Source organism: Falsochrobactrum tianjinense (assembly GCF_019100495.1).
GTDB classification, from domain to species: Bacteria; Pseudomonadota; Alphaproteobacteria; order Rhizobiales; family Rhizobiaceae; genus Brucella; species Brucella tianjinense.
On record NZ_JAHRVA010000001.1, the window covers coordinates 624805 to 646365 of the forward strand.

A 21561-nucleotide genomic window follows, 5' to 3' on the forward strand; every position below is an offset into this window, starting at 1 on the left:
AACCCGAACTTCTTAGGGTATATTTCGAAAAGCGCTATTCCAGAATCTGCAACTTGCCTTCCTTTATTCTCGCTTCGATCCACTGGCGTTCTGCCGCCCAATCATGGCGTTTCCACCCCTCCCAGCTAAAGCCGCATATTTTGATGTCCCAATGGGGCTGGGAATATTTGCGCAGAACGAGCCAGATGCCAAAGAAGCCGGTGCTCGGGAACATCTCCTTCATCCGCTCGGAGCCAATGCCCAGTTCTTCGCATACGTCGAAATAGAACTGGGCGGGCATGATGCGGATCTTCTTGCCCGCCTGCCCGAAATAATCGATGGCCTGCACGGTCCAGTCCGCCCTCCGCCCCTTGAGGCGTGAGAGAAAATTGGGGTGATGGTGGAAGCGCTTGATGATGCTGGGATGAAATGCAAACAGGATTTCGGGCGTATTGCGCACGATTTCCGAATTCACAAATGCAGGATCGGAGATCCATTGCTGCATCTGCTTGCTGGATGTCGCCAGCATCAGCATATCTGTCTTGCTGCCGCTCATGCCTATGGAAACACGCGGTTCGTTGAATCGCAGCACGAGATCGGCTCCATCGACCTGTGCAGATAAATCGCGGTTTAGAGGGCCGTTGCCGACGATTACGAGGGTTTTGTTCATCAAAGTTGTTTCGCCTGTCGTGGATAGGCGAAACACATAGAGAGGTAAATTAGGCTATTCTAAGTTAAAAACACCACCCTCTTTCTTGGGGTATGTTTCAGGCGTCCATTTCGTCGTTCAGAGCGTAGCTTCAGATATCGCCGGGATGCTTGAAGCGGATATGGATATCGTCGCTCGCCAGATCGAAGCCGGCATAATTGCGCTGGAAGGCGATAAGTGCATCGTTCACACCTTTGGAATAATCGTCCTCCTGCACATCGATATGATGCCGGTAAATGATCCTGTCGCCTTTGTAAAATATGACCTGACCGTCCATGATGTCCTCCTCTGACAGCCTTTCAGGCAGTATATAAACTGAGATAAGCGAACGGCACCGACTTTCAACCCTTGTGCCCTCTTTATGGCAAGTCGGGCACACGCCAATTCTTAAGCGGTGGCTTATTTGCATAACTGGTATGCGTTATTGACCGTTGCTGAATAATGAGGCCGCAACTACATATCGGTCATCGAGTTCACTCCTCCTCCCAGAACTCGATACGGATACGGCACTCCTCCTCCCAGCCGTATTCAAGATCAGGCCGCGCATCCTCCTCCCGCGCGGCCTTTTTCTTTTTCCGCTTTTCAAAACCTGCTGTTCGTGTTGACACTGCGTTTCCTCATGGCTCCATGGGCAAAGCGCGGCAGCTGCACTATTTCTGGTCCGAGCTTTCGCAAACAGGAGATCAGGCATGACCAGCGGTATTCATCACCTCACACTTGTCACGCGCAAGGTGCAGGCCAATGTCGATTTCTATGTCGGCTTCCTGGGTCTGCGTCTCGTCAAACAGACCGGCGGGTTCGAGGATGCAGAACAGCTTCACCTTTTTTATGGCGACCGCTCCGGCACGCCCGGTTCGCTCATCACCTTTCTTGTATGGGAGGATGGCGCCAGGGGCCGTGTCGGCCACGGACAGGTAAGCGAGATTGCGCTGGCCGTTGACCGCGCCTCTATCGGCTTCTGGCTGGAACGCGCGTTGCGCAATCAGGTGACGTCCGAAGGTCCGGTACAGGAATTCGGCGAGCCGGTGCTGCGGCTGCGCGATCCCGATGGCGTCATCGTCAAGCTGGTAGGCAGCGATCTTGTCGCCAACGACCCGTGGCAGTCGGGCGATATTCCGATGGAACACGCTGTGCGTCGGGTGCGTTCGGCGACTATTCTTTCCGAAGCGCCGGAACAGACAGCCGATTTCATCACCCGCTATTTCGGTTTCAAACCCATCGGCAAGGAAGGCGTGATCGACCGCCTTGTTTCGCAAGCGGGCGATGCCATCGACGTGCGCGACGCAACAGGCTTCTGGCCGGGCATTCCCGGCACTGGCATGTTCGACCATGTCGCTTTCCGTGCGGCTGACAATAAGGCTATCATGCAGGCGGAGAAGGCATTTTCAAAGCTCAATTCCAGTGAAACCAACTTGCACGACCGCAAGTACTTTACTTCGCTCTATGTTCGTGAACCGGGCGGAACCCTGTTCGAGCTTGCAACTGACGGCCCCGGCTTTACCATCGACGAGTCGGTCGAAAAACTGGGTCAGGCCCTGTTCGTACCGCCCGGCAATGAGGGGCAGGAAGCTGGCATTCGCGCAAGGATGCCGCAATTTTCGCTTCCCGGCGAGGAGCGGGTGGTTTACCGCGATCTGCCTTTTGTGCATCGCATCTATCGCCCTGCCGATCCCGACGGCTCCACGCTGGTGCTGCTGCATGGCACGGGTGGCAACGAGAACGATCTCATGCCGCTGGCAAGCATGGTTGCGCCGCGCGCGACGCTTCTTGGCGTGCGCGGGCGCAGCACGGAAGAGGGTACGCAGCGCTGGTTCCGCCGCCTGTCCATGAACCGTTTCGACCAGGCCGATATTCGTTTTGAGGCGGATGCTTTTGAAGCCTTCATGGAAGGAGCCGCCGCGGCCTATGATCTTGATTCCGGACGCATGGTCTTTCTGGGCTATTCCAACGGGGCCAATCTGATTGCGGCTTTTATGCGGCTTCATCCGCATATCGTGCACAAGGCGGTTCTGCTGCGCGGCATTGAGGTTCTTGAAGAGCCGCCGCTGGCCGATCTGTCCGATGCATCGGTGCTGCTGTTGAGCGGGGCGAACGATCTCTACGGCGCATTGGCGGGGCCGCTGGAAAAGGCGCTTGAGGAAGGCAGGGCCGATCTCGATGCAAGGCATCTGCCTGTAGGCCATGGGCTGGTTGATGATGATATGCACATCACCCGCGAATGGCTCCGAAGCAAGCTTTGACAAATAAAAGGCCGCCATTATCCACGGCGGCCTTTTGTTATTGAGGGCCAGTCAATCGAGTGGCTTCAGTCCTTTTTCGATCGCATCACGACGTCCTTCGAGGAAGGGCGGCAGCGACAGTCTCTCGCCAAGGCTCTCCAGCGGCTCATCGACGGCAAAGCCGGGACCGTCCGTTGCGATCTCGAACAGGATACCGTTCGGTTCGCGAAAATAGAGCGAGCGGAAGTAATAACGCTCGACCTCGCCGCTTGACGGAATGCGGAAAGCGCGCACCCGGTCGACCCATTCCTGCATGGTTTCCTGATCGGGTGTGCGAAAGGCGACATGATGAACGGCACCCGCGCCCTGACGCGCGGCGGGCAAGTCGGGTTGCACCGCGACATGCAGTTCCGCGCTTGGGCCTCCCGGTCCCATTGCGAAGACATGGACAGGCCCCTCGCCATCGGGCGAGGCATAGTCGCCCACCTCATGCATATTCATCACCTTCTCAAGTACGAGCCGGGTCGGCGCGAGGTCGGGAACGCTCAGCGTGATGGGTCCAAGGCCGCGTATCTGCCTTTCTGCCGGAACAGCGCTTTTGTCCCAATTATGCGCGTCGCCCACACCGCCATCGTCGGTGAGGCGCAGGCGCTGGCCTTCAGGGTCTTCGAAGTCGATAACGGCGCGTCCGGCGATCTCGAAAATCTCGCTGCTTTCGATGCCTTTTTGCCTGAGATGATTGCGCCACCAGTCGAGACTTTCCACGCTGTTCACGCGTAGGCCCGTGCGCGTAACGCTGTGGGTGCCGCGCTGTTCGCGTCCCACCGGCCAATCGAAAAAGGTGATGTCGGTGCCCGGCGATGCCATCCCATCGGCATAAAACAGGTGATAGGCACTGGTGTCGTCCTGATTGACGGTTTTCTTCACCAGCCGCAGGCCGAGCGTTTCGCTATAAAAGCGCCGGTTGGCGGGTGCGTTTGCGGTGATGGCGGTCAGATGATGCAATCCGGTGAGTTGCGGCGTAAGTTTTGAAGTCATAAGAGTGTCTCCTGCGCAAAGACCGATCTGCTTTGCCTTTGAGCCAATATGGTCGAAACAGACACCGGGGAAAGGGCAGTTTAGCGAAACAGTGTGTAACCGGGAAGCCGCAGCCGCGCATGTTTCTGCGCTGATTGATAAATCGGGCTTGGCATCTGCCGCAAGGTAAAGACTATACTCGTCGCGTTGTTTAAATCCATTGCTTGCTGGGAGAAGCCACGTTTTGCGCAACATCTTTCACCGCATTGCCCCAGCATTGCTTGTTGCGCTGTTCATGCTGGCCGGTTGCGCAAGCCGCCCCGAAGGCGTGCTTGTGCCGGTGAGCCAGACGGTGCCGCAGGCGTCGGTGGTGGATTTGCTGGTTGCGACCACCCGCGCGCCTTCCGGTAATCCCGGCACGCTCTTTTCCGGCGAGCGCGACGACGATATCAGCCTGACCGATATTGCGGTTTCCATTCCGCCGGCCAAAAACCGCAAGGTGGGCGAGGTGCAATGGCCCAAAAAGCTGCCGCCTGATCCGACAAAGGACTTCACCACCGTCAAGGTTGTTCCGCTCGACGGCGAGACCGGCGCCACGCGCTGGCTGCATGAACACCTGACCAAGACACGCCGCGCCATGGTCTTTGTCCACGGCTTCAACAATACCTATGAGGATTCGGTCTATCGCTTCGCACAGATTGTTTACGATTCTGGTGCGGATGTTGCGCCCATCATCTTCACATGGCCGTCGCGCGCCAGCATTTTCGATTATAATTACGACAAGGAAAGCACGAATTATTCGCGCGACGCGCTGGAAAAAATATTGCGCCGGATCGCTGCTGATCCGCAGGTCAAGGATATCACCGTCATGGCCCATTCTATGGGAAGCTGGCTGACAGTCGAGGCGCTGCGCCAGATGGCGATCCGTGACGGGCGCGTCAACCCCAAGATCACCGATGTCATTCTGGCCTCGCCCGATCTGGATGTCGACGTGTTCGGCAAGCAATATGCCGCGATGGGCAAGGACCATCCGCGCTTTACGCTGTTTACGTCGCGCGATGACCGCGCGCTGAGCATTTCCCGGCGCATTTCCGGCAATATCGACCGGCTGGGCCAGATCAATCCCTCGGTCGAGCCCTATCGCACGGCGCTGGAAAAAGCGGGAATTACCGTCATCGACCTGACCGAACTCAAGGCGGGTGACAGGCTCAATCACAGCAAATTCGCCGCAAGCCCCGAAGTGGTGCAGCTGATCGGAACGCGCCTCGTGGCAGGGCAGACCATCACCGATTCCCAGATCGGGCTGGGCGACAGGCTGGGTGCGGTTGCGCTCGGCACGGCGCAAGGTGTTGGCACGGCTGCCTCGCTGGTGGTCAGCGCGCCGATTGCCGTCTTCGACCCACACACCCGCAAAACCTACCAGCAGCAGATCGACCGCTTTGGCCGCGCGGTCGGCAATACGGTGGGCGCTCCATAGTGTGGCAACTTACAATAGCGAAGAGTATTGTCATATTTTACCGGAGCCTGTAGGACAGCCCCTGATCCGGCTTGAGCGACAGAGAGCCGGGCAGGGAAGGGCCGTATGCAGATCATCCGCACCATTGACGAATTGCGTCAGGCGCTGGCACCGCTGCGTCGAAGGGGAAGCAGCATCGGCCTCGTACCAACCATGGGCTATCTTCACAAAGGCCATCTGGAACTGGTTCGCCATGCGCACGAACAAAATGACGTGACGGTCGTGTCGATCTTTGTCAACCCGCTGCAGTTTGGGGCTAATGAGGATCTCGACAAATATCCGCGCGATCTGGAGCGCGACGCCGCCCTGCTCGAAAATGCCGGTGTGGATTATATCTTCGCGCCATCGGTTTCGGACATGTATCCATGCCCCATGCAGACGGTAGTTGATGTGCCTGTTCTGGGCAATCAGATGGAGGGCGAGGCGCGTCCGGGCCATTTTGCCGGTGTTGCGACAGTCGTTTCCAAGCTGTTTAACATTGTCGGGCCGGATAGCGCCTATTTTGGCGAAAAGGATTTTCAGCAGCTCGTCATCATCCGCCGCATGGTGCAGGACATGGCCATGCCGGTGCGTGTGGTCGGTGTCGAAACCATAAGGGAGGAGGACGGCCTCGCCTGTTCCTCGCGCAACGTCTATCTGACGCCTGAGCAGCGCACCGCAGCGACAATCGTGCCAAGGGCGCTTGATGAAGCCGAACGGCTTTATCGCTCCGGTATGGACGATCCCGATGCGCTCGAGGCGGCGATACGCGCCTTTATCGCAACTGAGCCGCTGGCCGTGCCGGAAGTGATTGCGCTGCGCGATCCGCAAACGCTGGAGCGACTAACAAGTGTTCAGGGGAAACCGGTTCTCGTTGCGCTTTTCGTGCGGTTCGGTTCGACACGGCTTCTCGATAATCGGGTGATTGCGCCGATAGCGCATCCCAACGCAAGAAAGGGCTGCATGAAATGAGTGCGACCATCAGGAAGAAGCGTCTTTCTCCCAGGGCGATTGAAGCGATGAAGGGTGAACGCCCGATTGTAAGTCTCACCGCCTATACGACCCCGATCGCGCGGCTGCTCGATCCGCATTGCGACCTGCTGCTGGTTGGCGACTCGCTCGGCATGGTGCTCTATGGCATGGATTCAACGCTTGGCGTCACACTGGATATGATGATCGCGCATGGACAGGCGGTCATGCGGGGCGCACAAAATGCCTGCGTGATCGTGGATATGCCTTTCGGCTCCTATCAGGAATCGAAGGAGCAGGCGTTCCGCAATGCAGCGCGTATCATGCAGGAAACCGGCTGCGATGGCGTCAAGCTTGAAGGCGGCGAGGAAATGGCTGAAACGGTCGGGTTTCTCGTCAGTCGCGGCATTCCGGTGTTCGGCCATGTCGGCCTGATGCCGCAGCAGGTCAATACGGTCGGCGGTTTTCGCACCCTGGGCCGTGGCGACGAGGAGGCGGATCGCATCCGTAACGATGCACAGGCAATCGCCGATGCCGGAGTCTTCGCGCTGGTGATTGAAGGCACCGTTGAGCCGCTGGCTCGTGAGATCACGGCGGCACTGGCAGTTCCCACCATCGGTATCGGCGCCTCCGCCGCCTGCGACGGGCAGATTCTCGTCTGCGATGACATGCTGGGCGTTTTCGAGGACTTCACGCCGCGCTTCGTCAAGCGTTTTGCCTCTCTTGCGCCGCAGATTTCCGATGCGGCCAAAGCCTATGCGCAGGAAGTACAGGCACGCACCTTTCCGGGACCGGAACATGTGATGGGAGCCAAACCCCGTTCCTAAAAGATAGGGAGGCCGAAGCCTCCCTTATTTTTCGACGAAAGCCTTTTCGATCACATAATGACCAGCGGAACTTTGGCTGCCTTCCTCAAAGCCGCGTTCTTCTAGAATTTCCTTGGTTTCGGCCAGCATATCCGGGCTACCGCATAGCATCATGCGGTCATCCTCATGGTTGAATTCGGGCATCCCGACGTCTTCGAAAAGCTGCCCTGAACGGATCAGATCGGTCAGGCGACCGCGATTGCGGTAAGGCTCGCGCGTGACGGTCGGATAGTAGATGAGCTGTTTCTTCACCATCTCGCCGATGAATTCGTCCTGCGGCAATTCGGTGGAGATGAAATCCGTATAGGCGAGTTCGGCAACCTGGCGCACGCCATGCACGAGAATAATCTTCTCGAAGCGTTCATAGGCTTCCAGATCGCGGATGATCGACAGGAACGGCGCAAGCCCGGTGCCTGTCGAGAGCAGCCACAAATTTTTGCCGGGCTTGAGATTGTCATAGAGCAGCGTGCCGACCGGCTTCTTGCTCAGCAGGATTTGATCACCTTTTTTCAGATGCTGAAGCTTTGAGGTCAGCGGGCCGTTGGGTACCTTGATCGAAAAGAATTCGAGACCGTCTTCATAAAGGCTCGATGCGATCGAATAAGCGCGCGTCAACGGCTTTCCGTTCACTTCCAGACCCATCATGATGAACTGGCCGCTCTGAAAACGGAAGCCTGGATCGCGGGTGGTGCGGAAGGAAAACAGCGTATCGGTCCAGTGATGGATGTCGGTGACGGTTTCCTGAATAAAATTGCTGCTCATCTTTGGAACTGTCTCTGTTTCGCTTTTTCACGGTTGCGCGCAACATAGTGTACCGCGCAACGAACTGCTTTGATCACAATCAAAAGGGACCGCGTTACGCTGCCTTATAAGGTTCATGGTCATGCCCGATATGACCGGACTGCCATGCATGCCGGGTGGCTTGCGCGGATTCGTGATGGGCCGGATTGCCGAGGAAATTCATCGAGCAGTCCGGCTGACGATTACGGAAATCGAGATAATGGTTATAATTCAAGACATCAAGCCCCTATCCGACATGGTTGGTGTGCAATTAAATTGAATTTGACCGCACCGACAAGGAAACTCGTTCTAATTCATGGATTGTAGAGGGTAGAATTTCCCCGCATGGCGTTTCAGGATTTGCGGATGAGGGTGATGGCCGCAAGTAGCGCCAGAGTCGACATGACGGCAAAACCGCAAAACAGCCACAAGGCGGCATTTGCTGTGCCTGCCATTCCGCCGGGATGGCTTAGCCCCGCCAGATTGGCGATCATGCCTGCAAGTGCTGCTCCCTGCGCAGTGGTGAAAAGCTGGACCATGGTGATCGAGGCCGATGCGAGGTTCTGATCTCCCGGTTCTGCGCGTTTGAGAATACGGGTGAGAAGATGCGGCCATGTCATGCCGACGCCAAGACCCACGACGGCCATGGCAAGGCAGATCGGCAGCAGGTCGTACCAGTGCCCCGCACTTGTCCGTGGAACCAGAATGGCGAGCACGGCCATGCCTGCGATGCCCATGAGGGGCGCGGCAAGGATGATGCGGTCAGCGCGCGCGCCTGCGACCCCGGAGGAGCCGATGGAGCCGAGCGTCCAGCTTGCGCCCATGATTGCCGCGAGATAACCCGCCACGAGTGGGGTTTGTTCATGTAGAACCTGAAAGAAGAGCGGCACGAAAACTTCCGAGCTGGTGACGGAAGCGCCCAGAAACCCCATGGTCAGATAAAGTGCGCCAAGCCGGTGAAGCCGGAATGAGCCTTTGGGCATGATGCGCTTGGCCGATCTGCGTTCTACGCGGACGAGCAGAACCAGCATGATGAGTGCGGCCAGAATGCCTGCGACATTGTGCAGGCTGTCTGCTGAAATGCTCGCAGCCGAAACGGCCAGCACCGAACCCGTCAGCAGGAGTAACTGCCGCCAGGCGAGACGGTCCTTGCTGCCTGCGCCCGGTGCCTGAAGCGGCAAGATGGTCATGGCCATCATGGCGAAGATGCCGATCACCGGCACGAGCGACCAGAAGGCGGCGCGCCACACGCCCAACTCGGCAAAAATGCCGCCCACGGCGGGGCCGACAAGGGTCGCCACACCCCACATGCCCGAAACCAGCGCAATGGCGCGCGGCCATAACGTCTCATCGAAGACAATACGGATCATGGCGTAAGACAGCGCCAGCATCATGCCACCGCCCAGTCCCTGCACGACGCGTCCGGCAAGCATGGCTGGCATGGAGGGAGCAAAGCCGCAAGCGAGCGTTCCGGTTGCAAATATGGCTGCCGCCGCCAGATAGGCATGGCGTGGCCCCGTTTGCGACAGAAGGCGCGGCACCAGCGCCGAGCCCAATATGGATGCAGTCACGAACAGGGCGGTGTTCCATGCGTAATAATCCATGCCGCCAATGTCGCGCACCACTGTCGGCAAGATCGTCGTCGCAATGAATACGTTGATTGCGTGCAATGCCACGCCACCGACAAGTGTCAGCGAGCGTATCGCATTCCTGCCTGCAAATAATTCGCCCCAGCCTGCGGTGCCGCTAGCTGGTTTGTGATCCTGCATCTGTTTGATCCTTTATCGCACACGCCGGATGGTGTGGCCGCTGCCTTATAGGCTGCTTCGCCGCAGATGGACAGTGGGGGCTTCAACTCGTGCCCGAAGGCCCTATATGAACAGGCGACGCGGGAAAAAATTTCTCCGATTGGCTGTGACGGATTTGTGTTTCTGTCACAAGCTTCATATAAGCCTACCTCAACAGCAGCTTTTAAAGCTCTATAGTGAACCGGCCAGCCTGCTGGCGCGGGTCCGACTTCCCCTGTTTAGATACCGGAACGCCCATGATCCAGACGCCATATTATCTGATCGACAAGTCCAAGCTGCAGCGCAACATGGAAAAAATCGCCTATGTGCGCGAGAAGTCCGGCGCGAAAGCTCTGCTGGCGCTCAAATGTTTTGCCACCTGGTCGGTGTTCGATCTGATGAGCGAATATATGGACGGCACCACCTCGTCCTCGCTCAATGAAGTGCGTCTGGGGCATGAGAAATTCGGCGGCGAAACCCATGCCTATAGCGTGGCCTATGCCGATCACGAGATCGATGAAGTGATTGCCAATGCCGACAAGATCATCTTCAATTCCATTGGGCAGCTGGAGCGCTTCGCCGACAAGGCTTCGCATATCAAGCGCGGCCTGCGGCTTAATCCCGGCGTTTCGACGTCGAGCTTCGATCTGGCCGACCCGGCGCGCCCGTTCAGCCGCCTTGGCGAATGGGACGTGGCGAAGGTGGAGACGGTTATGGACCGCATCACCGGCTTCATGATCCATAACAATTGCGAGAATTCCGATTTCGGCCTGTTCGACACGATGCTCGGCCAGATCGAAGAAAAATTCGGCGCGCTCCTGCATCGCGTCGAATGGGTAAGCCTCGGCGGCGGCATTCACTTCACTGGCGAAAACTATCCAGTCGATGAATTTTGCGCGCGGCTGAAAGCCTTCTCGGAAAAATTCGGCGTGCAGGTCTATCTGGAGCCGGGCGAAGCCTCGATCACGAATACCACGACGCTGGAAGTGACGGTTCTCGATACACTGTTCAACGGCAAGAACCTCGCCATCGTAGATAGCTCCATCGAAGCGCATATGCTTGACCTGCTGATCTATCGCGAAAAGGCAAAGATGGCGCCGAACAACGGCGAGCACAGCTACATGATCTGCGGAAAATCCTGTCTTGCGGGCGATGTGTTCGGCGAGTTCAACTTTGAAAAAGAGCTGAAAATCGGTGACCGCCTCTCCATGCAGGATGCGGCCGGTTATACGATGGTCAAGAAAAACTGGTTCAATGGCGTGAAAATGCCTGCGATCGCCGTGCGCGAACTCGACGGCACGGTCAAGGTTGTCCGCGAATTCGATTACGCGGATTTCAAGGGTTCGCTCTCCTGAACCTGGCCCTATAAGGAAATAAGCAAGTTAACAAAGCAAATGCGGGAAACCGCTGGAAGAGGAAGCATCGACATAAAATGAAGAAGAACGTTCTCATTATCGGCGCCGGTGGCGTAGCACAGGTCGTAGCGCATAAATGCGCTCAAAACAGTGATGTATTGGGAGATATACACATTGCGTCCCGCACGGTTGAGAAATGCCGCAAGATAGTTGAATCCGTGCACGAAAAGAAAAGCCTCAAGACCGGGGTCAAGCTGGAGGCGCATGCGCTCGACGCGCTTGACGTTGAGGCCACCAAGGCCCTGATCACCGAAACGGGTACACAGATTGTTATCAATGTCGGCTCGCCCTTCCTCAATATGTCGGTCCTGCGCGCCTGTATCGATACCGGCGTGGCCTATATGGACACCGCGATCCACGAAGACCCGAAGAAGATCTGCGAGACGCCGCCGTGGTATGGCAACTACGAGTGGAAACACCTGAAGGAATGCGAAGAGAAGGGCATCACCGCCATTCTCGGCATCGGGTTCGATCCGGGCGTGGTCAATGCCTATGCACGTCTGGCTGCTGACGACTATCTCGATGAAGTCAAATCCATCGATATCGTCGATATCAATGCCGGTTCGCATGGCCGCTGGTTCTCGACCAATTTCGACCCGGAAATCAACTTCCGCGAGTTTACCGGCACGGTCTATTCCTGGCAGAACGGCCAGTGGCAGACCAACAAGATGTTCGAGATCGGCAAGACTTTCGACATGCCGGTGGTAGGCCCCAGCAAGGCTTACATGACCGGCCATGATGAAGTGCATTCGCTTTCGAAGAACTATCCAAATGCCGATGTGCGTTTCTGGATGGGCTTTGGCGATCACTATATCAATGTCTTCACGGTGCTGAACAATCTTGGCCTCCTGTCCGAACAGCCGGTCAGGACCGCTGAAGGTCTGGAAGTCGTGCCGCTGAAAGTCGTCAAGGCGGTCCTGCCCGATCCCGCCTCGCTTGCGCCCGATTATACCGGCAAAACCTGTATCGGTGATTTCGTCAAGGGCACCAGGGACGGCAAGGAGAAGGAAGTCTTTATCTACAACGTTGCCGACCATAAGGATGCCTATAACGAAGTGGGAAGTCAGGGCATTTCCTACACGGCTGGCGTTCCGCCGGTCGCAGCCGCAATCCTCATCGCTTCGGGCGAATGGGATGTGAAGAAGATGGTCAACGTAGAAGAGCTTAATCCAAAGCCTTTCCTGCACATTCTCAATCACATCGGTCTGCCGACCCGCATCAAGGATGAGGACGGCGACCGCGCGCTCGATTTCGCCTGATTGATAAAGATCGAGAAAGAAACCCCGCTTCGGCGGGGTTTTACTTGCAGCGCATATATTCCACATCGGCCCATTGCAGCATTTGCGTATGGAGCCATATGAAGAATTCTTTTCCACTCCAGTTGCTTCTTTACGCAAGTCTGTTATCCATTCACCAGATTGCGTGATCCTGAAACACATATCGGTTTCGGGATGGATCATTCATAAATTTGTGCAAATCGATGTGCAGCCCGCTTGGCTCCGGATCAATTTCAGGGACATCCACAATGTTTCCGCCGAAATTGAGCTACCCGAAAAGCTGGAGTGTCTTTACCATCGAGGTAAAGCAGGCTCTTAGCCGGCATGGGACGGTCGATGATCGTATTGCACACCATGCGCCTCGGATCGACATTGTCTCTGACATCATGGTGCGCAATCTCTGGATTATGGAGCGTCCGGCGGTTGACCGCCGTGGATGTTTCGGGAGCATGGTGTGGGCAGGACAATGAATGCGGGTTTCCACAAGCCCGGTGAAACTGGTGTGAAGCGCTGGGGCATGGAAATTTCTGCGGCCCTCAAGCTGGGCTGGCCGCTGATTTTCACCAATCTTTCGCAGGCAGCGCTCACGGCGACCGATGTGATTTTCATCGGGCGGCTGGGGGCTGATACGCTGGCTTCGGGGCTGCTTGCGACCAGCCTTTATCATACGGTGATGATCTTCTCGATGGGCCTTGTTTCGGCGGTCATGCCGATGATCGCCATCACATTGGGTCGCCATCGCCATTCGGTGCGCGATGTGCGCCGCACCGTGCGTCAGGGCATGTGGACCGCCATCATCATCACGATCCCGTTCTGGGTGCTGCTCTGGCACGCGGAAGAAATCTATCTACTTATGGGACAGCGCCCGGACATTGCCGCACGCTCGACGGATTTCATGCACACGCTGCAATGGGCGCTGCTGCCCTATCTGTTCTATATCGTGTTGCGCTCTTTCTTCGCGGCGATGGAAAAGCCGATGTGGACATTGCTGGTTGCTGCCCTTGCAATCGGGTTTAACGCACTTGCGGGCTGGACGCTGATTTTCGGCCATTTCGGCTTTCCCCGCATGGAACTGCATGGCGCAGGCATTGCCACCACCGCGTCAAGCACGATGATGTTTCTCGGCCTCGCCTTCATCACAATGCGCCACCGCCGCTTTCGCCGCTATCACCTGTTCGGGCGCTTCTGGCGCCCCGATTGGCCACGCCTGATCGAGCTTTGGCGCATCGGCCTGCCCATGGCGCTGACTTTCGTATTCGAAACGTCGATCTTCTATGCGGCGGTGATCATGATGGGCCTGATCGGGCCGGTCGCCATGGCCGCGCATGCGGTGGCGATCCAGATTGCCTCGCTCACCTTCATGGTGCCGCTAGGCTTCGGGCAGGTGGCGACAGTGCGGGTGGGCCGTGCCTTCGGCAGGGGCGATCCGGCGGCAATCGCCTATGCAGGCTGGAGTTCCTACGCGCTTGGTGTCGGTTTCATGGCGCTGATGGGGTTGCTGATAATCATCTTCCCGCGCCTGTTTATCGGTATATTCCTCGACCTGCGTGACCCGCAGAACTTTCCTGTGATCGAACTGGCCGTGGTTTTTCTGGCGCTGGCGGCACTTTTCCAGATCGTGGATGGCGCGCAAGCGGTTGCCTCAGGCATGTTGCGCGGCCTGCGTGATACCCGGATTCCCATGTATCTGGCGCTGCTCGGTTATTGGGGTGTCGGCCTGCCGCTCGGTACGCTTCTAGCCTTTTATTTCGACCTCAAGGGCGTGGGAATCTGGTGCGGTCTGGCAGCTGGGCTTGGGATGGCCGCTGTACTGATGACGATGCGCTGGCGCCGCTATCTGGCGCATGTCACCGCCGCCGCCCAGCGAGCGTGAGCGGCGCTTTTAGCGAGTCGTTTCCCGCGCCTGTGAAATGGGCGCGGCTTACTTCGTCAGTGCGACGATACGGTCGAACGCTGCGCCGAAACCTTTGAGCGAAACCTTGAAGGCGACCGGCTGGCTTGGGCTGAGTGCCGTGGTGGTGACATTGAGATCGGTGCCCGCTTTCAGGGCTGTAACCTGCTTTGCATCGAAGGTGACAGGTGTCAGGCATCCCTGCGGCAGACAGGTCGAAAAAGCCAGATCTGGCCCGGTAGCATCATCGATCTTCAACGATGCCCCCTTGGCAAGATCAAGCCCGAACGGCATCAGCAGAACACCGTCGATCTTGCCGCCATCGACATTGCGAAATTCCACCGTCAGAACACGCTGACCCGTCTGGGTGCTGTTCTGGTCCTGCCGCATGGCACAGACACTTGAGGCGTTTTGCGTCTGGCAGGTAACGGTCCAGTCCTGATAGGTTTCCTGAAGCGTGCTGGCGCCGCCCGGAAGCGGGGCCGCGAGTGCCGGTACGAACGAGATTGCAGTAAAGGCGACGGCACAGCCGATGGAACGATAATTTTTCATAAGTATATTCTCTTTGAAATGACAATTCTTAAAGTCGGCACGCCTCTGCGCCCGCAGATATAACTGAGCATGAATCCGCGCATCGTTCAATCGCCAATATTCATTTAAATCCCTGTAATATAAGGGAATTATATAACATTCTCTGAATATGAAAATAAACGCGCGGCGCTCAACGCTGAAGGCTTTCGCTTAACGCGAAAGCTTCATATGGCGGTTCACATCCTTATAGAGCAGGTAGCGGAATCGTCCCGGGCCGCCTGCATAACAGGCTTGCGGGCAGAAGGCGCGCAGCCACATGAAATCGCCTGCTTCCACCTCCACCCAGTCCTGATTGAGCCGGTAGACTGCCTTGCCTTCGAGCACATAGAGCCCATGCTCCATGACGTGGGTTTCGGCAAAGGGGATCACGCCGCCCGGCTGGAATGTGACCACCGTCACATGCATGTCGTGGCGCAGATCTTCAGGATCAACAAAGCGTGTTGTCGCCCACGCGCCGTCCGTGTCGGGCATCGGGGTTGGCGCGATGTCCTTTTCATTGAGAAACAGCGCCTGCGGCACATCGAGCCCATCGACATATTCATAGCTCTTGCGTATCCAGTGAAAACGCGCGGTGGCCGTGCCCTCATTGCGCAATGTCCAGCCGCTTTTGGGCGGCAGATAGGCATAGCCGCCTTCGATAAGAACGTGTTTTTCGCCTGCAAGCGTGACGGTCACTTCACCTTCTACGACGAACAGGACACCTTGCGCGTGCTCATCGGGTTCTGTCCGTTCGCTGCCGCCGCCGGGCTGCACTTCCATGATATATTGCGAAAAAGTTTCGGCGAAGCCTGAAAGCGGGCGCGCGATCACCCATGCCCGCGTCTTGTCCCAGAACGGCAGGAAGCTGGTGACGATATCGCTGAACGTGCCTTTGGGGATGACGGCATAGGCTTCTGTAAACATGGCGCGGTCGGTCAGAAGCTGCGTCTGTGGCGGCAATCCGCCAGTGGGTGCATAATAGGTGCGGTTCATAATGGGATCCAATCAGTAAATCATGGGGCTCAGAGCGTTTCCGGCAATATGTCTTTGAGGCGCAGCAGCACGATGCGCTCGACCTGCGCGCAGGCGGCCTCAAATTCTACGTTTCTTTCGTTAGACAGGCGGCGCTTGAAAGCATCGAGGATTTCCTGCTTCGAGCGACCTTTCACGGCGATGATGAAAGGAAACTTGAATTTCTGCATATAGGCTTCATTGAGTTCGGTGAAAGCCTGTCGTTCCACATCGGACAGCGCATCCAGCCCCGCCGAAGCCTGTTCAGCGCTTGATTCGGCGGTGAGGCGTTTCGCCTGGGCAAGCTTGCCGGCAAGATCGGGATGGGCGAGCAGAACACCAAGTTTTTCGTCAGCGGTAGCTGAGCGAAAAGCATGAATCAATGCCGCATGCAGGCCGGAAGCGGTGTCTTCCAGTGTAGTAAAGCCTGCATCATGGGCGCGTTCGGCAATCCATGGCGAATGCTCAAAAATACCGCCATAGCGCGCGACGAATTCGGCACGCCCGGCTTTGGAAGGGATAACAGCGGCCATAATCGGCTTGTGATGTTCGTGCCAGTGTCGGGCAATGTCCACACGCTTGGCAACCCACACCTTGTCATGGCTTTGCACATAATCGAGAAAGCGTTCAAGCGCCGCCATGCGGCCCGGACGCCCGACAATGCGGCAATGCAGACCGATGGAAAGCATTTTTGGCGCGCCCTCCGCCCCCTCACGATAAAGCACGTCAAAGGCATCCTTGAGATAGGTGAAGAACTGCTCGCCGCAATTGAAGCCCTGGGGGGTGGCAAAGCGCATGTCATTGGCGTCGAGCGTGTAGGGCACAATCAGATGCGGCCCCTTGGGACCTTTGACCCAATAGGGCAGTTCATCGGCATAGGAATCGGCGGAATAGACAAAGCCGCCTTCCTCCATCACCAGCCTGAGCGTGTTGTCGGAGGGCTTGCCTTGATAAATGCCCAGCGGGCGCGAGCCGGTGATCTCGGTGTGCAGCCGCACGGCCTCGCTTATATGCTCGCGCTCCACCTCTTCGGGAACGTCCTTATATTCGAGCCAGCGCAGGCCATGGCTGGCGATTTCCCAATCGGCTTCCTTCATGGCGGCGACCGCTTCGGGGTTGCGCGCCATGGCGAGCGTCACGCCATAGACGGTGACGGGCATGTTACGGCGCGTAAAAGCGCGCCACAGTCGCCAGAAACCGGTGCGCGCGCCATATTCATAAATGGATTCCATATTGAGATTGCGCTGGCCCTGCCAGGCTTGCGCGCCGACGATCTCGGAAAGCAGGCATTCGGAGGCGGGATCGCCATCGAGAATGCAGCTTTCGCCGCCTTCTTCGTAATTGACGACGAACTGCACGGCGATATTGGCGTCGCCCGGCCAGAGTGGGTCGGGCGTATTGCGGCCATAGCCAACGAGATTGCGCGGATAGTTCATGCGGTTTTCCCTGATTCTGCCTTTTACCTATGATAGTAAAGACTTTCGGTTCTATTCCCCTTCAATTTTTTGAAAGACATCCAACGATAGCCGTCTTTCAGAATGCACGCGATAAGGAAATACTGGAGAATGGGAGCTTCCGCGTAACCCGAAAACCGGAAACGGTTTTTGCTGGAGAGAATGACGCGGAGAATACTGCATTTTGGCTTTTGCGGCAAAGAGGAGCATTATCTTTGCCTTGCATGTAGCCAGTCGGAGGAGGAAACTACAACATGGCTCAGGACATGGCGCAGCCAGTCAGGGATGTGTCCGTCAGACATGTGATCCGCTTTCTTCTCAATGGTCAGGCGGTCGAGCTTGGCCATGTGTCGCCTACCGAAACATTGCTCGATTATCTGCGTCTTTCGGCCAGGCTGCGCGGTACCAAGGAAGGCTGTGCCGAGGGCGATTGCGGTGCGTGCACTGTGCTGGTGGGCAGGGTGGCGGACGACGAACTTGTCTATGAAAGCGTCAATGCCTGCATTCGTTTCATGGGTTCGCTTGATGGCTGCCATGTCGTGACCATCGAACATTTGCGCGGCTCCGATGGCGGCCTGCACCCGGTGCAAAAAGCGATGATCGATTTTCACGGCTCGCAATGCGGCTTCTGCACGCCCGGTTTCGTCATGGCGCTTTATGCGCTGTGGATGCGCAATCCCCGGCCAACGGATGCGGCGATTGAAAAAGCGCTGCAAGGCAATCTCTGCCGCTGTACCGGCTATGAGGCGATCATTCGCGCGGCGCGCGCCATTTCCGACTATGGCACAGTGATGGAAGATCCGCTTGCCGCCGAGCGCGCATCGGTTCTTGAGAAAATTGCCGCCATGCGTGATGGCAGGCGCGTGGAAATCGGTGAGGACAGCGACCGGATGATTGTTCCTGCCAGCCTTGATGATTTCGCCGCCATTCTTGCGGCGGAACCCAAGGCGACTATCGTTGCCGGTTCGACCGATGTGGGCCTTTGGGTCACGAAAATGATGCGCGATATTTCGCCGGTCGTCTTCATCGGCCATATCGAGGAACTGCGCGCCATCCACGCGGAAAACGGCGTCGTCACCATCGGCGCAGGCGTTACCTATTCGGATGCGTTTTCCTTCCTCGCCGGGCGCATTCCGCCGCTGGCGCAGCTCATCGACCGCATCGGCGGCGAGCAGATACGCAATATGGGCACCATCGGCGGTAATATCGCCAATGGCTCACCGATTGGCGATACACCGCCGCCGCTGATCGCGCTTGATGCCAAGCTGACGCTGCGCCGGGGCGATGAGCGGCGGACCATCGCGCTTGAAGACTTTTTCATCGCCTATGGCAAGCAGGATCGTGCGCCCGGCGAATTCGTCGAAGCGGTGCATGTGCCGATCCCGCAGCCGGACAGCCATTTCGCAATCTATAAAATCTCCAAGCGCCGCGAGGAAGATATCACCGCTGCCCTTGGCGCATTCCATCTGGCGCTTGATGCGCAGGGCAATGTCGCATCCATCCGCATCGCCTATGGCGGCATGGCGGCGACGCCCAGGCGTGCCAGTGCGGTCGAAGCCGTGCTTATCGGCAAGCCATGGAACGAGGCAACGGTTGAAGCAGCCATTGATGCCTATAGCGTCGATTATCAGCCTTTGACCGATATGCGCGCCAGCGCGGAATATCGCCTCTTGGTGGCACGCAATCTGCTGCGCCGCTTTTTTATCGAGACGCAGGGCGAGGTCCCGCACCGCCGCTCCATCGAGGCTGCGTGAGGGGAATGAGATGAACAAACATCCGGCAAACCCGATGAAAGCTTCGCAGATCAAAGGCGGCGTCGCCACCGACCAGAAGCATGATTCCGCTCACAAGCATGTCACCGGAACCGCCGTCTATATTGACGACATGCCCGAACCCGAAGGCACGCTGCATATCGGTATCGGTTTTTCGACGGTCGCCCATGCGGTCATCAGATCGCTTGATTTTTCCGCGGTTCTTGCCGCCCCCGGCGTGGTCGATATCCTGACTTACAAGGATGTGCCGGGCGACAATGACGTGTCGCCATCGGGAATGCATGACGATCCGATCTTTGCCGATGGCAAGGTGGAGTTTCATGGCCAGCCGATCTTTGCTGTATTGGCAAAGACGCGCGATCAGGCGCGCCGCGCCGCCCGCCTTGCAAAAATCGACTATGATGAAATGCCGGGCCTCTTCTCCATTGCAAAGCTGGACGGCACCAGGGACCGGCTGGTCTTCACGCCTCTCACGCTCAATCGCGGTGATGCCCGCGCGGCCATCGATCACGCGCCGCGCAAGGTCAAGGGCCGCATGAGCCTTGGCGGGCAGGACCATTTCTATCTCGAAGGGCAGGCATCGCTGGCCATTCCCGGCGAGGATGAGGACGTCACCGTCTATTGTTCCACGCAGGGGCCGAGCGAGACCCAGCATCTGGTCGCTCAGGCGCTTGGCGTGCCAAGCCATAGCGTCACGGTTGAAGTGCGCCGCATGGGCGGCGGCTTTGGCGGCAAGGAAACGCAAGCCAATCAATGGGCCGCAATTGCTGCCATCGCCGCCAAGAAGCATCATTGCGCCGTCAAAATCCGGCTCGATCGCGACGAGGACATGACCTCGACCGGCAAGCGGCACGATTTCATGATCGATTATGAAGTCGGCTTCGATGACGAAGGCAATATTCTGGGCGTCGATTTCATGTTCGCGCTCAATGCCGGATTTTCCGCTGATCTTTCCGGGCCGGTCGGCGACCGCGCGCTGTTTCATTGTGACAACGCCTATTTTTATCCCACCGTCCATGCACAATCGGCGCCACTTTACACCAATACGGTTTCCAACACGGCCTTTCGTGGTTTCGGCGGTCCACAGGGCATGATCGGGGCGGAGCGCATCATCGACGAAGTGGCCTTTGCCGTCGGCAAGGACTCTCTCGAAATCCGCAAGCTTAATTTCTATGATGCAATGGGCATTGACGGTGCGCGTAATGTCACGCCCTATCATCAGAAGGTGGAAGACTGCATCATCCAGCGCATTGTGGCGGAACTGGAGGAAAGCGCGGATTACGTCAGGCGGCGCGAGGCGATCCGCGAGTTCAACGCCAAAAGCCGTTATATAAAGCGCGGCATGGCGCTGACGCCGGTCAAATTCGGCATCTCCTTCACCAAGACGGAATCCAATCAGGCCGGCGCTCTCGTGCATGTCTATAATGACGGTTCGGTTCACATGAACCATGGCGGCACAGAAATGGGGCAGGGACTTCATATGAAAGTGGCGCAGGTCGTGGCGGAAGAATTCCAGATCGACATTGACCGGGTGAAGATCACCGCCACCACCACCGCCAAGGTGCCCAATACCGCACCGACTGCTGCCTCGTCGGGCGCGGATCTCAATGGCATGGCGGCGCAGGATGCCGCACGCCAGATCAAGAAGCGCCTTGTTCACTTTGCCGCGCATCAATATCAGGTGCCGGAAGATCAGGTGGTCTTCCTGCCCAATCGCATACGCGTCGGCAATCAGGAAATCAGCTTCAACGATCTGGTGAAACAGGCCTATATCGGGCGCGTGCAGCTTTCGGCAGCAGGCCATTACAAGACGCCGAAAATCCACTGGGACCGGGCCAAGGGCAGGGGTCACGCCTTCTATTATTATGCCTATGGCGCGGCCTGTTCGGAAGTTTCGGTTGATATGCTGACCGGCGAATATGTGGTGGAACGCACCGATATTCTTCACGATACGGGCCGCTCGCTCAACCGCGCTATCGATATAGGGCAGGTGGAAGGCGGCTTCATTCAGGGCATGGGCTGGCTGACGACGGAGGAACTGGTCTGGGATGATAAGGGGCGGCTGCGCACCCATGCGCCCTCCACCTATAAAATTCCGCTCGCTTCCGACCGGCCCAAAATCTTCAACGTGGCGCTGACTGACTGGTCGGAAGCCTATGAGCCGACCATCCATCGCTCCAAGGCGGTGGGCGAGCCGCCTTTGCCGCATGGCATGTCGGTGCTGCACGCTCTGTCGGACGCCATTGCCAGCGTGGCCGATCACAAACTCTGCCCCCGCCTTGATGCGCCCGCCACGCCCGAGCGCGTGCTTATGGCCATTGAGCGGCTGCGCGCCGCAAAGGACTAGGCG

19 protein-coding genes are annotated in these 21561 nt (G+C 57.5%); 10 read left to right on the plus strand and 9 right to left on the minus strand.

The annotated features are described in order from the left end of the window. Window positions 1–34: 34 nt before the first annotated feature. The 3 genes from KUG47_RS02920 to KUG47_RS16800 form a co-directional block, all read right to left on the minus strand. Complete coding sequence (locus tag KUG47_RS02920) at window positions 35–649, minus strand: glycosyltransferase family 29 protein (RefSeq protein WP_217676441.1); 615 nt, start codon at window positions 647–649, stop codon at window positions 35–37. Window positions 650–779: 130 nt separating this feature from the next. Continuing rightward, complete coding sequence (locus KUG47_RS02925) at window positions 780–965, minus strand: hypothetical protein (protein ID WP_217676442.1); 186 nt, start codon at window positions 963–965, stop codon at window positions 780–782. 196 nt (window positions 966–1161) lie between these two features. Beyond that, window positions 1162–1296 (minus strand): hypothetical protein, encoded by a 135-nt coding sequence (locus tag KUG47_RS16800; RefSeq protein WP_256448749.1) that lies wholly within the window; start codon window positions 1294–1296, stop codon window positions 1162–1164. 81 nt (window positions 1297–1377) lie between these two features. On the opposite strand from KUG47_RS16800, the gene KUG47_RS02930 reads away from it, so the two are divergent. Further along, a complete protein-coding gene (locus tag KUG47_RS02930; protein ID WP_217676443.1) occupies window positions 1378–2928 on the plus strand; it encodes a VOC family protein in 1551 nt (516 codons plus the stop codon). 51 nt (window positions 2929–2979) lie between these two features. Here the strand turns inward: KUG47_RS02930 and KUG47_RS02935 are convergent, their stop codons facing one another. Then, entirely contained in the window at window positions 2980–3945 is a 966-nt protein-coding gene (locus KUG47_RS02935) for a ring-cleaving dioxygenase (RefSeq protein WP_217676444.1), read from the minus strand. 274 nt (window positions 3946–4219) lie between these two features. Between KUG47_RS02935 and KUG47_RS02940 the strand changes: the two genes are divergently transcribed. The 3 genes from KUG47_RS02940 to panB all read left to right on the plus strand — a co-directional run bounded on the left by KUG47_RS02940 (window position 4220) and on the right by panB (window position 7215). Then, a complete protein-coding gene (locus KUG47_RS02940; protein WP_217676960.1) occupies window positions 4220–5401 on the plus strand; it encodes an alpha/beta hydrolase in 1182 nt (393 codons plus the stop codon). 105 nt (window positions 5402–5506) lie between these two features. Then, window positions 5507–6391 carry a pantoate--beta-alanine ligase gene (gene panC, locus KUG47_RS02945; RefSeq protein WP_217676445.1) on the plus strand — a complete coding sequence of 295 codons (885 nt, stop codon included), beginning with the start codon at window positions 5507–5509 and terminating at the stop codon, window positions 6389–6391. Continuing rightward, window positions 6388–7215, plus strand: a complete 828-nt coding sequence (gene panB / locus KUG47_RS02950) for a 3-methyl-2-oxobutanoate hydroxymethyltransferase (protein ID WP_217676446.1) — start codon at window positions 6388–6390, stop codon at window positions 7213–7215. The genes panC and panB overlap by 4 nt, the downstream gene beginning before the upstream one ends. A 24-nt stretch (window positions 7216–7239) precedes the next feature. Here the strand turns inward: panB and KUG47_RS02955 are convergent, their stop codons facing one another. Continuing rightward, on the minus strand, window positions 7240–8016 hold the full coding sequence (locus tag KUG47_RS02955) for a ferredoxin--NADP reductase (protein WP_217676447.1): 777 nt from the start codon (window positions 8014–8016) through the stop codon (window positions 7240–7242). A 121-nt stretch (window positions 8017–8137) separates the two neighbouring features. On the opposite strand from KUG47_RS02955, the gene KUG47_RS02960 reads away from it, so the two are divergent. After that, window positions 8138–8314 carry a hypothetical protein gene (locus tag KUG47_RS02960; RefSeq protein WP_217676448.1) on the plus strand — a complete coding sequence of 59 codons (177 nt, stop codon included), beginning with the start codon at window positions 8138–8140 and terminating at the stop codon, window positions 8312–8314. Between the two features lie 73 nt (window positions 8315–8387). Here the strand turns inward: KUG47_RS02960 and KUG47_RS02965 are convergent, their stop codons facing one another. After that, window positions 8388–9803 carry an MFS transporter gene (locus tag KUG47_RS02965; protein ID WP_217676449.1) on the minus strand — a complete coding sequence of 472 codons (1416 nt, stop codon included), beginning with the start codon at window positions 9801–9803 and terminating at the stop codon, window positions 8388–8390. A gap of 275 nt (window positions 9804–10078) precedes the next feature. Here KUG47_RS02965 and nspC point away from each other — a divergent pair, with 275 nt between their 5' ends. The 3 genes from nspC to KUG47_RS02980 all read left to right on the plus strand — a co-directional run bounded on the left by nspC (window position 10079) and on the right by KUG47_RS02980 (window position 14386). Beyond that, the gene (nspC, locus tag KUG47_RS02970; protein WP_217676450.1) at window positions 10079–11176 is read left to right on the plus strand and encodes a carboxynorspermidine decarboxylase; all 1098 of its coding nucleotides are present in this window, start codon (window positions 10079–10081) and stop codon (window positions 11174–11176) included. 77 nt (window positions 11177–11253) lie between these two features. Next, window positions 11254–12495, plus strand: a complete 1242-nt coding sequence (locus tag KUG47_RS02975; RefSeq protein ID WP_185917500.1) for a saccharopine dehydrogenase family protein — start codon at window positions 11254–11256, stop codon at window positions 12493–12495. A gap of 484 nt (window positions 12496–12979) precedes the next feature. Beyond that, the gene (locus tag KUG47_RS02980) at window positions 12980–14386 is read left to right on the plus strand and encodes an MATE family efflux transporter (protein WP_254799306.1); all 1407 of its coding nucleotides are present in this window, start codon (window positions 12980–12982) and stop codon (window positions 14384–14386) included. A gap of 48 nt (window positions 14387–14434) precedes the next feature. On the opposite strand, the gene KUG47_RS02985 is transcribed toward KUG47_RS02980, so the two are convergent. The 3 genes from KUG47_RS02985 to puuE all read right to left on the minus strand — a co-directional run bounded on the left by KUG47_RS02985 (window position 14435) and on the right by puuE (window position 17421). Continuing rightward, window positions 14435–14956 carry an invasion associated locus B family protein gene (locus KUG47_RS02985; RefSeq protein WP_217676452.1) on the minus strand — a complete coding sequence of 174 codons (522 nt, stop codon included), beginning with the start codon at window positions 14954–14956 and terminating at the stop codon, window positions 14435–14437. 189 nt (window positions 14957–15145) lie between these two features. Continuing rightward, complete coding sequence (locus tag KUG47_RS02990; RefSeq protein WP_217676453.1) at window positions 15146–15967, minus strand: bifunctional allantoicase/(S)-ureidoglycine aminohydrolase; 822 nt, start codon at window positions 15965–15967, stop codon at window positions 15146–15148. Window positions 15968–15996: 29 nt separating this feature from the next. Continuing rightward, window positions 15997–17421: an allantoinase PuuE gene (puuE, locus tag KUG47_RS02995; protein ID WP_217676454.1), complete on the minus strand. Its 1425-nt coding sequence runs from the start codon at window positions 17419–17421 to the stop codon at window positions 15997–15999. Between the two features lie 272 nt (window positions 17422–17693). On the opposite strand from puuE, the gene xdhA reads away from it, so the two are divergent. Both xdhA and xdhB read left to right on the plus strand, forming a co-directional pair. Next, window positions 17694–19193: a xanthine dehydrogenase small subunit gene (gene xdhA / locus KUG47_RS03000; protein WP_254799253.1), complete on the plus strand. Its 1500-nt coding sequence runs from the start codon at window positions 17694–17696 to the stop codon at window positions 19191–19193. Window positions 19194–19203: 10 nt separating this feature from the next. Further along, complete coding sequence (xdhB, locus tag KUG47_RS03005) at window positions 19204–21558, plus strand: xanthine dehydrogenase molybdopterin binding subunit (protein ID WP_217676455.1); 2355 nt, start codon at window positions 19204–19206, stop codon at window positions 21556–21558. The last annotated feature ends 3 nt before the right edge of the window (window positions 21559–21561 follow it).